16 protein-coding genes are annotated in these 13,723 nt (G+C 54.9%); 10 read left to right on the forward strand and 6 right to left on the reverse strand.

Annotation, left to right across the window (positions count from 1 at the left end):
- Positions 1-94: 94 nt before the first annotated feature.
- Positions 95-835, reverse strand: a complete 741-nt coding sequence (locus AC286M_RS01365) for an efflux RND transporter permease subunit (protein WP_488202680.1) — start codon at positions 833-835, stop codon at positions 95-97.
- Between the two features lie 49 nt (positions 836-884).
- Between AC286M_RS01365 and AC286M_RS01370 the strand changes: the two genes are divergently transcribed.
- From AC286M_RS01370 to AC286M_RS01390, 5 genes are all read left to right on the forward strand, one after another.
- The gene (locus AC286M_RS01370) at positions 885-1,535 is read left to right on the forward strand and encodes a calcium:cation antiporter family protein (protein ID WP_488202681.1); all 651 of its coding nucleotides are present in this window, start codon (positions 885-887) and stop codon (positions 1,533-1,535) included.
- Positions 1,536-1,691: 156 nt separating this feature from the next.
- On the forward strand, positions 1,692-2,759 hold the full coding sequence (locus AC286M_RS01375; protein WP_488202682.1) for a multicopper oxidase domain-containing protein: 1,068 nt from the start codon (positions 1,692-1,694) through the stop codon (positions 2,757-2,759).
- On the forward strand, positions 2,756-3,922 hold the full coding sequence (locus AC286M_RS01380; protein WP_488202683.1) for a ZIP family metal transporter: 1,167 nt from the start codon (positions 2,756-2,758) through the stop codon (positions 3,920-3,922). The genes AC286M_RS01375 and AC286M_RS01380 overlap by 4 nt, the downstream gene beginning before the upstream one ends.
- 313 nt (positions 3,923-4,235) lie before the next feature.
- Positions 4,236-4,970, forward strand: coding sequence for a ZIP family metal transporter (locus AC286M_RS01385; RefSeq protein ID WP_488202684.1), 735 nt, complete (start codon positions 4,236-4,238; stop codon positions 4,968-4,970).
- Positions 4,971-5,115: 145 nt separating this feature from the next.
- The gene (locus tag AC286M_RS01390) at positions 5,116-5,508 is read left to right on the forward strand and encodes an ArsR/SmtB family transcription factor (protein ID WP_488202685.1); all 393 of its coding nucleotides are present in this window, start codon (positions 5,116-5,118) and stop codon (positions 5,506-5,508) included.
- Between the two features lie 3 nt (positions 5,509-5,511).
- Here AC286M_RS01390 and AC286M_RS01395 read toward each other — a convergent pair whose 3' ends face one another.
- The gene (locus AC286M_RS01395; RefSeq protein WP_488202686.1) at positions 5,512-6,138 is read right to left on the reverse strand and encodes a class I SAM-dependent methyltransferase; all 627 of its coding nucleotides are present in this window, start codon (positions 6,136-6,138) and stop codon (positions 5,512-5,514) included.
- A 48-nt stretch (positions 6,139-6,186) separates the two neighbouring features.
- A complete protein-coding gene (locus AC286M_RS01400) occupies positions 6,187-7,050 on the reverse strand; it encodes a CPBP family glutamic-type intramembrane protease (protein WP_488202687.1) in 864 nt (287 codons plus the stop codon).
- Between the two features lie 155 nt (positions 7,051-7,205).
- Between AC286M_RS01400 and AC286M_RS01405 the strand changes: the two genes are divergently transcribed.
- The 5 genes from AC286M_RS01405 to AC286M_RS01425 all read left to right on the forward strand — a co-directional run bounded on the left by AC286M_RS01405 (position 7,206) and on the right by AC286M_RS01425 (position 12,233).
- Positions 7,206-8,216: an HAD-IC family P-type ATPase gene (locus AC286M_RS01405; protein WP_488202688.1), complete on the forward strand. Its 1,011-nt coding sequence runs from the start codon at positions 7,206-7,208 to the stop codon at positions 8,214-8,216.
- Complete coding sequence (locus AC286M_RS01410) at positions 8,176-9,225, forward strand: heavy metal translocating P-type ATPase (RefSeq protein WP_488202689.1); 1,050 nt, start codon at positions 8,176-8,178, stop codon at positions 9,223-9,225. The genes AC286M_RS01405 and AC286M_RS01410 overlap by 41 nt, the downstream gene beginning before the upstream one ends.
- Before the next feature lie 114 nt (positions 9,226-9,339).
- A complete protein-coding gene (locus AC286M_RS01415) occupies positions 9,340-10,206 on the forward strand; it encodes a hypothetical protein (protein ID WP_488202690.1) in 867 nt (288 codons plus the stop codon).
- Positions 10,193-11,116 carry a vitamin K epoxide reductase family protein gene (locus AC286M_RS01420; protein ID WP_488202691.1) on the forward strand — a complete coding sequence of 308 codons (924 nt, stop codon included), beginning with the start codon at positions 10,193-10,195 and terminating at the stop codon, positions 11,114-11,116. The genes AC286M_RS01415 and AC286M_RS01420 overlap by 14 nt, the downstream gene beginning before the upstream one ends.
- Positions 11,117-11,138: 22 nt before the next feature.
- Positions 11,139-12,233 carry a tetratricopeptide repeat protein gene (locus AC286M_RS01425; RefSeq protein ID WP_488202692.1) on the forward strand — a complete coding sequence of 365 codons (1,095 nt, stop codon included), beginning with the start codon at positions 11,139-11,141 and terminating at the stop codon, positions 12,231-12,233.
- 183 nt (positions 12,234-12,416) lie between these two features.
- Here the strand turns inward: AC286M_RS01425 and AC286M_RS01430 are convergent, their stop codons facing one another.
- The 3 genes from AC286M_RS01430 to AC286M_RS01440 form a co-directional block, all read right to left on the reverse strand.
- Positions 12,417-12,824, reverse strand: coding sequence for a hypothetical protein (locus AC286M_RS01430; RefSeq protein ID WP_488202693.1), 408 nt, complete (start codon positions 12,822-12,824; stop codon positions 12,417-12,419).
- Between the two features lie 139 nt (positions 12,825-12,963).
- Positions 12,964-13,335 carry a hypothetical protein gene (locus AC286M_RS01435; protein ID WP_488202694.1) on the reverse strand — a complete coding sequence of 124 codons (372 nt, stop codon included), beginning with the start codon at positions 13,333-13,335 and terminating at the stop codon, positions 12,964-12,966.
- Positions 13,328-13,723 (reverse strand): hypothetical protein, encoded by a 396-nt coding sequence (locus AC286M_RS01440; protein WP_488202695.1) that lies wholly within the window; start codon positions 13,721-13,723, stop codon positions 13,328-13,330. The genes AC286M_RS01435 and AC286M_RS01440 overlap by 8 nt, the downstream gene beginning before the upstream one ends.

Raw genomic sequence — 13,723 nt, forward strand, 5'->3', positions numbered from 1 at the left:
CTCCACAGTAGGGGTAGAGAAGAATGGGAAAAGGCGCGATCGCATCCTCCCTAAAGAGCACACGATCGCGCCTTCCGCTCAATCCTGTGGCGGGCTACGGTTTATAAATCACTGTTGATGGCGGTGCGCTATCACTGGAAAATGACGCTTCCAGTTCTCCCCGTTTGGGTTTCGGCATGAACCAGCGACCAAACCGCGCATAGAGCGCCGGAATCACCAGCAGCGTCAGGGCGGTGGAGGTGAACAAGCCCCCCAGCACCACGATCGCTAATGGCTGGAGGATTTCGTTACCCGCGCCGCTGGCGATCGCCAGCGGCAGCATTCCCAGCGCGGAGGTCAGGGCCGTCATTAGAATGGCGTTCACCCGCTCTAGGGAACCGTGGAACACCGCTTTCTTCAGGGGCAGCCCCTCAGCGAATTTGGCGTTGTAGTTGTCTACCAGCAGCAGGCCGTTGCGGACGGCAACCCCAAACAGGGTAATGAAGCCAATGAGGGAGGCCACCGACATCACCCCGCCCGTCAGCAAGATGGAGACAATGCCGCCCACCAGGGCCAGGGGCAGGTTGATCATGATTGCCGCCGTCGCAGGCAGTGACTTGACGGAGAAGAACATCAACACCGCGATCGCGATCGCCGCCACGATGCTGTACACCAGCAGGTTGTTCGTCGCGTTTTGCTCCGCCTCAAACTGGCCGCCGTACTGAATGAAGTACCCGTTGGGCAGTTGCACATTCTCCCGAATCTGGGCCTGAATGTCGCCGACGACGCTGCCCAGATCGCGATCGGCGACGTTGGCCGACACCACAATCAGGCGCGACACATCTTCCCGGTTCACTACGTTCGCCCCCCTGCCCTTCGGTCAGCGGGTGAGACGCTACGCCTTATTGAGCGTTCCCATTGGCGCGATCGCCACAGCCTTTGTCTGGGATGGCCAGGTCAGCCGCTTCGAGGGGGCTGTACTGGTGGGGTTCTACATTCTCTATGTAGCGGTGATCTGGATCGTTGAACGGCATCCGCCTACCCTGGGAGAAACCGAGGAAATTGAAGAGGCAGAAGCCAAACTGGCCCACGGTCAAATCGCTGATTCCCGTCGAGTCAGTCAGGACTTGCTGCTGGTGCTAGCTGGACTCGTAGCAATGGCGATTGGGGCGACGCTATTGGTAGAAGCGGTGCGCCAGATCAGTAGTGTCGAGGCAACCCAGACCAAGCTGGGACTGACCCTGGTGGGGTTTGCAACGGCCTTTGAACTGGTGGTGCTGGCCTGGTCATCGGCACGACGAGGCATTTCTGAAGCCGTGGTCGCCGGTGTAGTGGGCTCGTTTGCCTACAACGTCACCATGACCCTGGGGATGGCGGCGGTGATTCGTCCGCTGCAGGTGCTGGACGCGGCTCATTTGCATCTCCCCTTGCTGCTCATGATGGCTGCTCTGCTCCTGGTCATTGGTCTAGCCTTGCCACAAAGGGAATTGAATCGCATTACGGGCAGTATTTTGTTGGTTACTTATCCGGTGGTGGTGGTTATTTTCCTCCTTTAGGCAATCTCCTCGGTCTGCGTGTAGGCAAAACCAAATTTCAGCCACCTCATTAAAAGCAAAAAGGCAAAATATACAGGCTACCGCTAATTATGAAAGGATTATGAAACAAAGATACAATCTAGTAAGCTGGAGATTATGAAATAATTATGAAAAGCAATGAATTGGCATGGACAGCGGCGATCGCTACTTGGGGCAGGACTTTTAGGTGTCGGCACCTGGTTGGGGCAGCGATTTAGCCAGACCGATTTAGCCCAAACGAGTGCGTCCACCATTTCGGCTGCGATGCACCAGGGAATGACCACTTTAGGCGAGGTCGATTACCACCAGAATGGCTTTAATCCCCATACATTACTAACCCAATGGGATGGTGGTGAGGTGTCGCAGTTGCCGACAGGGCAACGGCTACGGGAATACACTATTACAGCCATTGAGCGAGAGATCGAGGTGGCTCCTGGGGTCATGTATCCCGCCTGGACTTATAACGGCCAGGTACCAGGGCCGACGATTCGCGCGACCGAGGGCGATCGCATTCGGATTCGCTTTACCAATCGGGGCTCGCATCTGCACACCCTGCATTTTCATGGCATCCACGGCGCTAAGCAGGATGGTATTCCTGGCATTTTAGAGGCGGCACCGGGGCAAACGGTAACCTATGAATTTGACGCGAAGCCCTTTGGCTGTCACCTCTATCACTGTCATTCCGTGCCGTTTAAGCGCCACCTGCATAAGGGTTTATATGGCGCATTCATTGTCGATCCAGACCCGTCGCGGCATCCAGAGCAGGTAGAAATGGCGCGATCGCGGGTTTTGGGTACGCCAGAAAACCAGCGCTGGCAAGAGTTCCTGATGGTGATGAACGGCTTCGATACCAATTTTGATGAGGAAAACGAAGTCTATGCGGTCAACACCATTCCCCATGCCTATATGAAGCAGCCCATTCAGGTGCAGCGCGATCGCCCCATTCGCATTTATTTAATTAACGTCACTGAGTTCGACCCAATCAACTCCTTTCATCTGCACGCTAACTTTTTCGACTACTACGACCACGGCACTACCTTGACTCCAACTTTGCGCATGGTCGATACGGTGATGCTGTGCCAGGGGCAACGGGGAATCATCGAGTGCTCCTTTGCAGACTTTGCTCCCGGCATCTATATGTTTCATGCCCATCAGGCTGAATTCGCCGAACTTGGTTGGATGAGTGCGTTTGAGGTGGTGGCATGAAAATCTTCTCAAAGACGTTCCCCTGGCGCTGGGTTTTACCCCCAGTGCTGCTAGGCGGACTGCTGGCCCTGCTGCTAACGGTCAATCCAGCGCGCTTGCTCAATGTCAATGCTCCGCCGCTGGAATCCCTCACCGTTGAGCGTACCGTTCTCAACCAGGACGGCATTACACTCCAGGTGCGGGCTGAAGGATCAGAGCCCATAAACCTAGCTCAAGTGCAAGTCGATGGCGCGTACTGGGCTTTCACCCAGCATCCCTCCGGTACGATTCCACGACTGGCAACGGCAACCGTCCAAATTCCCTACCCCTGGGTCGAGGGAGAAGCCCATCACCTTACGTTGCTTACAAACACAGGCATCACATTTGCTCACACGGTTGACGTGGCCCTGCCCACCCCTGAATTCTCCCTAGCAACCCTGCTGAGCTACGGTTGGCTGGGGCTTTATGTGGGGCTGATACCTGTCGGGTTGGGCATGTTGTGCTATCCCTATTTGCGAGTGTTGGGGCAGCGGGGACTGGCATTCGTGCTGACCCTGACGCTGGGAATGCTAGCATTTCTCCTAGTCGATACTTTGCAAGAGGGGCTGGAACTGGCCGCGAGAGCTGCGATCGCATTTCAAGGTCAAGCGCTAGTCTGGTTGTCTGCAACGGTTGCATTTTTGACCTTACTGGCTGTGGGTCGTCGCCAGGGCAAGGCTCCTGAAGGTACCGCCCTATCTACCTACATGGCGCTGGGCATTGGTTTGCACAATCTGGGGGAGGGGTTAGCCATTGGTACTGCCTTTGCCCTGGGCGAGCTGGCATTGGGCTCGTTTCTAGTGATTGGCTTCACGCTCCACAACCTGACGGAAGGCTTGGGGATTATCGTACCCCTACTGAAGCAAAAATTACGCTGGCCAACTTTCGTCATGCTGGCGGCCCTGGCAGGACTACCCGCTGTAGTGGGTCTTTGGATCGGAGCCTTTGCGTTTTCGCCCCATTGGGCCGCCCTGTTTCTCGGAATTGGTGCGGGCTCCATTCTGCAAGTTATTGTCGAAGTGGGCAGCTACCTGCAACGACAATTGCGCCAGTCAGCTCTTTTGGGATGGTCAGGGTTAAGCTTAATCGGTTTCACCACTGGACTCCTGGTCATGTACAGCACCGCCCTACTCGTGAAGTTTTAGCTCCCAATCAACGACCGCCCTGACTCTGATGATTGGCCCCCTGCTAAAGCTACCGATTTTGGTTCTGGTGTCCCAGGGACTCTTACGGCTCTGGCCTCAGACTTCACCGTAAACCTTCGAGCACATAGCCAGGAGCGCTGCTGCTTCAACAGCATGAACTGAAATGAATCAGCGAAAGCGGTCTGAGGAGCAATCTTCCGGGTGATGGATGTCTCCTGGTGGGATGTCGGTGAAGATTAACCTTTCTGGCGGGAACCCAAAGTTGACCTCAGCGGCTTGCAACCCGCAGATCTTTTCTGAGAATTAGGCAGTCATGAATAGCCAACTCATCCAAGTTATTGGCTTGGCACTCCTACCAGCGATCGGCAACTTTGGGGGAGGCGTGCTGGCAGAATGGCTACGCCCATCCAAAAGAACCTTGAACTATGCCCTCCACGCTGCTGCCGGGATTGTCATCGCAGTGATAGCCGTGGAGGTAATGCCCGAGGCATTGCAGGACACATCCACCTGGTTACTGGCACTGGCGTTTTTGCTGGGCGGACTCGCCTATTTGATGGTCAAAGGCCGGATTGAGCGATGGCAGCAGAAGCAACCGGAGGGGGCTGGGGCCGGGGCCTGGATGGTTTATGTGGCTGTCGCCACCGACCTGGTGGGAGATGGCCTGTTGATTGGCAGCGGCTCTGCGGTGTCGAGTAGTTTGGCCCTGGTGCTGGCCCTGGGGCAGGTGCTAGCCGACATTCCCGAAGGCTTTGCAGTCAATGCCAATTTTCGCAACAAGGGAGTGGGTCGAGCCAGAAGGCTGCTGATCTCGGCCTCTTTTGTCATTCCGGTGGTGGGTACCGCTCTGATTGCCTATTTCGGCCTGCGGGGACAGGCCGAGTCTCTCCAGATGGCCGCATTAGTCTTTGTGGCGGGGCTCTATACCCTGGCGGCAGTGGAGGATATGTTGGAGGAAGCCCACGAGTCGAACGAAGACACCCAATGGTCAGCGATTAGTTTTCTGGTGGGGTTTGCCCTTTTTTTGCTGGTTTCAGGCGGGTTAGGCTAGCTGGAGACACTTTGACCTAAAGCTCTTGTTGCACGTACTGCAAGATACTGGAAGCGATCGCCCCTAAACCTAACACCATCTGAACAAGCTTTCAGGTGGTAATGATTCTCAGTATTATAGGAGGAATGCTGAGAGCAAATGATTCATGGCTAAGTCCCGTCCCGCTAAAGAACCGCCGATGCACAATACCGATGCTCCGGCGTGTGAAGAGTCCCTGGTGCATTTGGAGAATGTGCGGCTGGTGCAGTCTCTGGTGCTGGAGACGGACAGAGCTCAGCGCATGGCGGAGTTTTTCAGTGCCCTGGCTGACCCCCACCGCCTGAAGCTGCTCTCGGCCCTGGCCCAGCAGGAACTGTGCGTCTGCGATCTGGCGGCGGCGGTGAAAATGGGGGAGTCAGCCGTATCCCATCAGTTGCGGGTGCTGCGATCGCAGCGTCTGGTCACCTATCGTCGCCAGGGCCGCAACGTCTACTACGGCTTGGCAGACGACCACATCATGTCTCTCTATCGAGAAGTGGCCGCGCACCTGGATGAGTGAGAGTCAGCCCACCGCCGATACTGCCATTACCCCCCACACCACATCAAACCGGACTCGCTGGGTACGGTCGATGCAAAACCCCGCAGCCTGGAACAGCCCACGCAGCTCCGCCTCGGTGTAGCACTGCTGATAGGCCGGGTCCAGGCGTTTAAGTACCCAGTCGCACACCCGGCACAGCAGAAAATCCTTACTCCAGTCCAGTATCACCACAGTGCCCCCCGGTTTTAGCACCCGCTTCATTTCCTGGAGAGCCACCCCCGGTTGAGGAAAGTAGTGAAAGGCATTGGCCGATACCACTACCTCAAAAGACTGGTCGGGGAATGGTAGCTGCGAGGCGGTCGCCTGGTGAAAGCTCACGTTCTTATAGCCGGACAGTTTTTGTCGAGCCTTCGACAGCATTTGCTCTGAAAGATCAACGCCAACAATAACCTGAGCCGGATTGTCGTTGAGTAGCAATCGCTCCAGTTCCCCTGTGCCACAAGCGACATCCAGTACCGCAGCAGTGGGCGGAATGTCGGCCCAAGCTTTGAAGAAGGCCAGGGTGTTGGCAATGTACCGACCCCAGCGCCAGTCATAGATTTGTGCTAGCTGGTTGTACTGTTCTTGAATGGTCGATTCATGGGGATGCATAGGGCAACAGTTCGCGGGAAGATCTGAGGGCAGGGCTCTAGGTTCAAGCTAGCACTTGGAGGGCCTGTTGCTGTCTCCCCACTGCAACACAGTCGCAATGGCACACAAAAAGACTACACCTGCAACGCCAGCCAGGGGGTTTTGATTAATTCCCGTAACCCAGTCGGGTACTACCTGGGTGTAGCGGGCTAAGTCTCCCACCCCCACCAGGTAGTAGCCCCACACCAACCCCCCATGCAAACCAATAGCCATCCCCAGGCGACCCCGGGTGCGCTGGCGTGCCCATCCTAGGGTCAACCCTAACAACAAAAGTCCTGGAAAACTCGGCAGCTCGTTTACAATAGCCTGCCAGGGCTTGATGAAATGGAGCGCAGCGTAGACAACACTGCTAGCCCACAGCGCCCTTGAACAACCCCAGTCATAGCGCAACTCATCCCATAACCAGCCTCGAAACACAAGTTCCTCAGCCAGACCAACCCCTAACCCCACCAGCAATCCTTCATGCAAGATACGCCAGACGTTTGGGGGAAATGTCTGCCACTCCAGCCAGCCCAGCCAGCCTTCCAGCCAAAAGAGTAAGCCTAAACTCACTAGCCCCAGCGTGGTCCCCGCGCATAGTTCTCGTCCATTTTGAACAGATTTAACCAGTCCGTGGGCTTGCAGAGGATTGGGAATCCGGTGAACTTGTTTACCCCACACCTGGAGCCATGCAACAAAAAGACCGTACAACAAAATCAGCGGCACCACACTTAGCGATGTCGTGGTGCCCAACCATACGTATAGCGGCAGCGCAATCGGCAGCCAGAACAACGCCAAAACCACCAGAAAGCCCAGCACCCGAATTAGAGCCGCAGCGCCAGACAATTGAGCCACAATCCGATAAAGCTGATTAATCTGTTTGCTGGGTTTCATACCTCGCTCTCACTAGCTGGGTTTTTACACATCGCTTTCACTACCAGGTCCAGCCCAACTGAGTTGCCATTGTCCCACTTGTGGCAGACCAATCACTATCATGTATCATCTGAATAGTATTTCAGATGTTCAGTCAGTATTGCAGGGGACTTCAAATGGCAGACTCCCACTCCCACGGCGCTCATGCCCACAAATCCACTGGGTGCTGCTGCGGCAACGAATTATCCCCCCGTCCGACAGTGACGACTCCGCCAGTAGAAACTCAGGGTGGGTGCTGCGGTCACGACCACGGGCACACCCACGATCGCGACAATTTTGACCTGCGGAAGGAGCTAACGCCGATTGTCATTGCGGCGGTGCTGTTTCTGATCGGATTCATTTTTAACGAACCGCTGCACAATACTCCCTTCGCCATCGCTGAGTATGCTGTCCTAATACCGGCTTATCTGATCAGCGGCTGGGGGGTGCTCACCACCGCCGGACGCAACATTGTGCGAGGGCGCATCTTTGATGAGAATTTTTTGATGACCATCGCGACATTGGGGGCGATCGCCATCCACGAAATTCCCGAAGCGGTGGCGGTGATGCTGTTCTTCCAGGTGGGGGAACTGTTTCAGGGCTATTCTGTGGGGCGATCGCGCCGCTCCATCAAGGCCCTGCTGGAGGTGCGCCCCGATACCGCCAACCTGAAGGTGGATGGAGACGTGCGGGAAGTATCGCCAGAATCTGTCAGCGTCGGCGATTTAATTCTGGTGCGCCCCGGCGAAAAGGTGCCCCTGGATGGTGACATTCTGGAGGGCAAGTCCCTGGTGGATACCTCCGCCCTGACGGGGGAATCGGTGCCCCGCACGGTGAATACTGGAGACACCGTGCTGGCGGGCATGATCAACCAGTCGGGTGCCCTCACAGTGCAGGTCACGAAACCCTTCGCCGAGTCATCCATTTCCCGCATTCTGGAACTGGTGGAAAACGCCAGCAGCAAAAAAGCCGACACCGAAAAATTTATTACCCGCTTTGCCCGCTACTACACCCCGGTGGTGGTGTTTCTGTCCCTGGCGGTGGCCATTCTGCCGCCGCTGCTGTTGCCAGGGGCGACCCAGGCCGTATGGCAACTACCGAGCGCTGGTGCTGCTGGTCATTTCCTGCCCCTGCGGGCTGGTGATTAGCATTCCCCTAGGCTACTTTGGCGGCGTCGGGGGGGCAGCTAAGCGCGGCATTCTGGTGAAAGGATCGACGTTTCTGGATGCCCTGACCCAGGTGAAAACGGTAGTCTTCGACAAAACGGGTACCCTCACCCAGGGCAATTTCCGCGTGACGAATGTCGTCACCCACAACGGTTTGAGCCAGCCTCAACTGCTGGAGTTGGCCGCCCAGGTCGAATCGCAGTCTAACCATCCGGTGGCTCAATCCATTCGCCAAGCTTACGGTCAGTCTATCGATACCTCTGGGGTGGAGGACTATGAAGAAATTTCGGGCCACGGCATTCGGGCTCAGGTAAATGGCCGTACCGTGCTGGCCGGGAACGATCGCCTACTGCACCGAGAGAATATCCCCCACGATGTCTGCAGCGTAGACGGCACGGTTGCCCACGTTGCCGTGGATGGCACCTATAGTGGACGCATCCTGATTGCCGATGAGCTGAAGGAAGATGCAGCTGAGGCGATTTGCGCTCTCCATGCTCAGGGAATTCAGACGGCGATGCTGACTGGGGATAGCCAATCGGTAGCGGATAGTATTGCCCGCAAACTGGGTTTAGACCAGTATCGGGCTGAACTGCTGCCAGAGGACAAAGTCGATGCACTAGAGGAATTCCTCAATCGTGCGAATCGGGGCAAGGTCGCCTTTGTCGGCGATGGCATTAACGATGCCCCGGTTATTGCCCGCGCTGATGTAGGGATGGCCATGGGCGGCCTGGGGTCTGATGCGGCGATTGAAACCGCCGATGTGGTGATCATGACCGATGCTCCGTCGAAAGTGGCCGAAGCCATTCAGATTGCCCACAAAACGCTGCGCGTGGTCTGGCAGAACATCATTTTTGCCATGGTAATTAAGGCTGTCTTCATTGCCCTGGGGGCGATTGGGGTTGCCACCCTCTGGGAAGCGGTGTTTGCCGATGTAGGCGTAGCGCTGCTCGCCATCCTGAATGCTGGGCGGATTATCCGCAATCCACGATAGATGGATGAGCGTTAGCTACCAACACCCACCATATCCACCGTGATGGGTGCCGCCGTGATGCCAGAGCAGTATGTTACTGGCGATTTCTGGAGAGTTCAAAACAGTTGAGTTGTCGTGACTCCACGAGATCGCTGGAGTGAGCAGTACCAGTCCGGTTGCCAGAGCGGTACTAATCAAAGAAGTCCGTTTCATCAGAACCCCCTTATTACTGAGTATTTATACTCTGATCCTAGCTCTCTGATTTTGGCTCAGCCCTACCCGTTACAGGATTTCACACTCCTCGCTGTATTTAGGAGCATCTCCCAAAACATGGCTGCTACCATCCAAATCTTGTTGGGCACGTTGGCCTTCAGCCTGATTCACATCCTCATTCCGACCCACTGGGTGCCGTTGGTCGCCATCGGCAAGGCCGAAGCCTGGTCTCGCCAGGAGACCCTGTGGACGACCGCCATCACCGGGTTAACACACACGATCAGCACCCTGCTACTGGGTATCGTGGTCGGCCTGCTGAGCTATCACCTGTCCGACCACTACGAAGCCCTCACCCAGTTGCTCACGCCGCTGGTGCTAGTGGGGCTGGGCGCGTTTTATCTCAGTCAGGGGCAGGGGCAGGCTGACACAACCCATGACCATGCCATGCTCGAACCAGTTGCCCGCCAGCCCGACCGGAGCAAGTGGGCCGTGATCCTACCGTTGGTCACGGCGATGTTTTTCTCCCCCTGCCTGGAGGTCGGCGCGTTTTATTTATCCGCTGGTAGCCTCGGCTGGCTGGAAATTGCCCTGGTTTCTGCCGTATATCTCGGGGTGACGGTGCTGGGCATGGTGCTGATGGTGAACTGGGGCTGGTGCCAGACCGAACAGCTTTCTACTGCTGGCCACTCCCTGGGACGGTTCGATGGTCATACATTAACCGGGGCGATTTTGATCGCTTTGGGTTGTTTCAATGTTGTTTATCAGGTGTTAGGAAATGCCGCGTCGTAAAAAGGAAAGTCCCTGGATTTACCGCTATACCCGCCCCCTGCTGGCCGGGTTAGCTACCATCGGGGCTGTCGTTACTGCTTACTTAACGATCAGTAAGCTCACAGGCAGTTCCACCGCCTGCCCCACTAAAGGCTGTGATATTGTCCTCTCCAGCCCCTACGCCACGGTGTTCGGGCAGCCCCTGGCACTGTTCGGCTTCCTGGCTTATGTAGGCATGATAGTGCTGGCGATCGCGCCTCTCCTCCTAAGAGGATCTGAGCAGAAAGAGCTACGCACCAAAATCACCACCTGGACCCAACCGCTGCTCCTGATTGGTGGCACCGCCATGATGGTCTTCAGCGGCTACCTGATGTATCTGCTCACAGCAGAAATCCAGGCCGCCTGTCTGTACTGCATTGGGTCAGCGCTCCTATCAACCGCACTGTTTGTGCTGGCCCTAATTGGGCAAGACTGGTCGGATCGCTCACAACCGCTGTTTATCGGCCTCATCACCGCCGTGGTGATTTTCGTTAGTACCCTGGGCGTTTACGCTAACGTCAACAATTCCACCACGGCAACCGGATCTGATGGGCAACCCACCATTGAAATCACGACCCAGTCTGGCCCTGCCGAAATTGCCCTGGCTCAACACTTAGCAGACACTGGCGCAATCTTTTACGGAGCCTGGTGGTGCCCCCACTGTCATGACCAGAAGCAGCTCTTTGGGAAAGAAGCGGCCCAAATCATCAACTATGTCGAATGCTCCCAAGCCGACGGGCAGGGCCAAACCCCTGAATGCCAGGAAGCAGGCATTACGGGCTATCCCACCTGGGAAATTAATGGCGAACGACTATCGGGAACTCAATCCCTGGAAGAGTTAGCCCAACTTACAGGTTATGACGGCCCGATGAATTTCCAAAATTCGATTTAGTAAAGGATAAACATTGAAACGCATGGATAAGGTATTGAGTCCGCTCGGTTTGGTCATGGGGGGCCTTTTGGTTTTCGCATCCCCGGTTTTAGCCCACACCCCTGGGCAATCGCTGAGTGATCAGGCTCGACTAAATGAACTGACCGACTTATTAGAGTCTGGAGAAGAGCTAGTTGAGTCAGGCAGTCTGGCAGAAGCGCTATCCCGGTATCAGCACGCCGTCAGTTTGGATAGCGAAAATCCAAAAATCTTCTCTGCCATCGGCTACTTGCAGGCCCGTCAGGGCAATTTTCAAGAATCCATTGCTGCGTTCCAAACAGCCCTTGAATTAGATCCAAAAAATTTACCGTTTCTCTTCGGCTTAGCCTATGCCCAAAGCCAACTCAGTGACTACGAGGCGACCGCAAACACCTATCGTCAGATTCTTCGCTTACAAGCCGATAATTTAGAAGCGCAGATGGGTTTGGGGGCGATGTTGTTTCAACTGGAAGCCTTTGAGGAGGCATCAGAGGTTTATGCCAATATTCTGGAAGCCAATCCAGAGAACCTGCAAGCGGCTGAGTCATTAGGGCTGCTCCTGCTTCAACAGGGAAAAGTTGACGCCGCTATTACAGCCTTAGAACAGGCTGCTGAACTTGCTCCTCAAACCAGCCAAATCCAAATGAATTTAGGCATTGCCTATCTCAAAGCAGGAAATACAGATGCTGGACTTGCTGTGTTAGAAGCAGCTGCTCAGGTCGATCTTCTCAATGCAGATTTGCGGCTGCAAATTGGTGCTGTCCTTTGGCAGCAGGGCTATCGAGAGGCTGCATTACAGCGCTATCGGGAAGTTACTCGTTTGCAACCTGATTCAGTGATTGCTCGCGATGCGATCGCAGATCTCTACTTCGAGCAGCAAAATTTAATGATGACTATCGTGGCTCACCGGGAACTGTTGGAGTTAGACCCAGATCATGCTTCCGGCTACTACCATCTTGGTATTGCCTTAGATGCATGGGGTCACACTCCAGAAGCTGTTGAGGCTTTACAAAAAGCAAAATTTTTATTCTTGGCACAAGAAAATATTAAAGATGCAAAGGTGGTCAACACTTTACTCCAGGAACTAAATTCTACATAGCCTGGTCAGATCGAAAAGCTTAAGAGAAAAAATCTCACCTGAAGAAGAGGGTAGGATTCAAGCTAGTAGGGAGAGTGAAAAAAGTGGGGGAATGGCTGAAAATTCATTCTGGATCAGCACACGAAAAAATGCTCCGGCAACTAGCCGGAGCATCATCAAACTCATTTGTGTATGGGATAGCGCCTACGGATGACTATAAATCACACCATCCTTGAAGCCTTGAAACTCCGCTTTAAGCTGCTGATGCTCCAACGATTGCTGCTCTGCCATCCATCGTGATCGCTCTTGCTGGAGTAGTGCGTCAACCTGAGATTGGGTTAGGGTGGGCTCTTGCGGCTTCGTTTTGAATGACTGAATGAGCAGAAGTAGCGCTACAAAAAAGCAGGTTGCTGAGATCGCAGCTCTCAACGTATCCAAATTGATGCCAGATTTTGGAACGGTAAACACTCCGACTTGTTCATGTGGCTCTATCAGTTCAGCTTGAATCGGCTGCGACGATCGCGCCAGCGGCTGCACTGCAACAACTGGAGTAGAGGTGGGCAGTTGCTTCTGATTGCCGTCGAGATTGATGTTGATATTGATAGGGTTCATAATGTCCTCGTCTCTGTTACTGGAGATAGGGCAGGGGCTACTTTTGCGGGTTCCCCTGCCTGCTAACTACTGACTCGTTAATTTGATAATGATGGCTGCGATCGCAAGCCCGATAATCAGTTCACACATGGGATAGTCCTCAGTGGTTTACGGCAGCCAGCCACATGCCAGCCATTAATGCAGGGATGAGTAACAGGGCAGAATATCCACTCATGCCAACTGCGATCGCACATCCGACCGGGATAATCGCAACCAGCAGTCCATAAAGTAGGGTGCGACCGATGAACCGCAGTCGCTCGTCGAGCCGAACGATGGCGATGTGTTCACCCAAATAACGGCTCATGGCTTCATCACTGGCCTGCGTCAGGCAAAAGCCTTTGTAGTTCTGATCGAGCCGCTGCGAGTAACTAGACTCAGCCACATCGAACTGAAGATCGGCCATGTGCTCACCAATTGCGATCGCAAGGGTTGGGTCGAACTTGTCAGGGATTTGCTCAATGTCGTTATTCATCAGCTTCACCCTCGTCTGGAGCGGTGATGTAGGCGCTGCGGATACTGCCTGCTTTAACCGCCATTCCGTTGAACAGTGTCGCCATCATGTAGTTAGTGCGCTTCACCAGCTGCTGGCCCCGTTCTTTGAACCGCACCTCCATTCCGTGTTCAGCCGCATCAAAGGCAGCATCAACTAATTCAGTTCCACCCTGGACAAGCTGAGCGGGTTCAAACTGTTCAACGTCTACGTTCACATTTGGGTTCTCAGTCTGGACGGCTGGAGGGCGATACGGCTTTGATGTGGTCTGCGATCGCGCCATCTTGCCAGCGCTGGAGGTATCGACGGAACGGGCTAGGCTGGCCTGCTGGTCTGCGGTCTTAGCGGGTTTGTTGTCGTTCGTGGTCAT

This window comes from Thainema salinarum CENA647, from assembly GCF_057732415.1.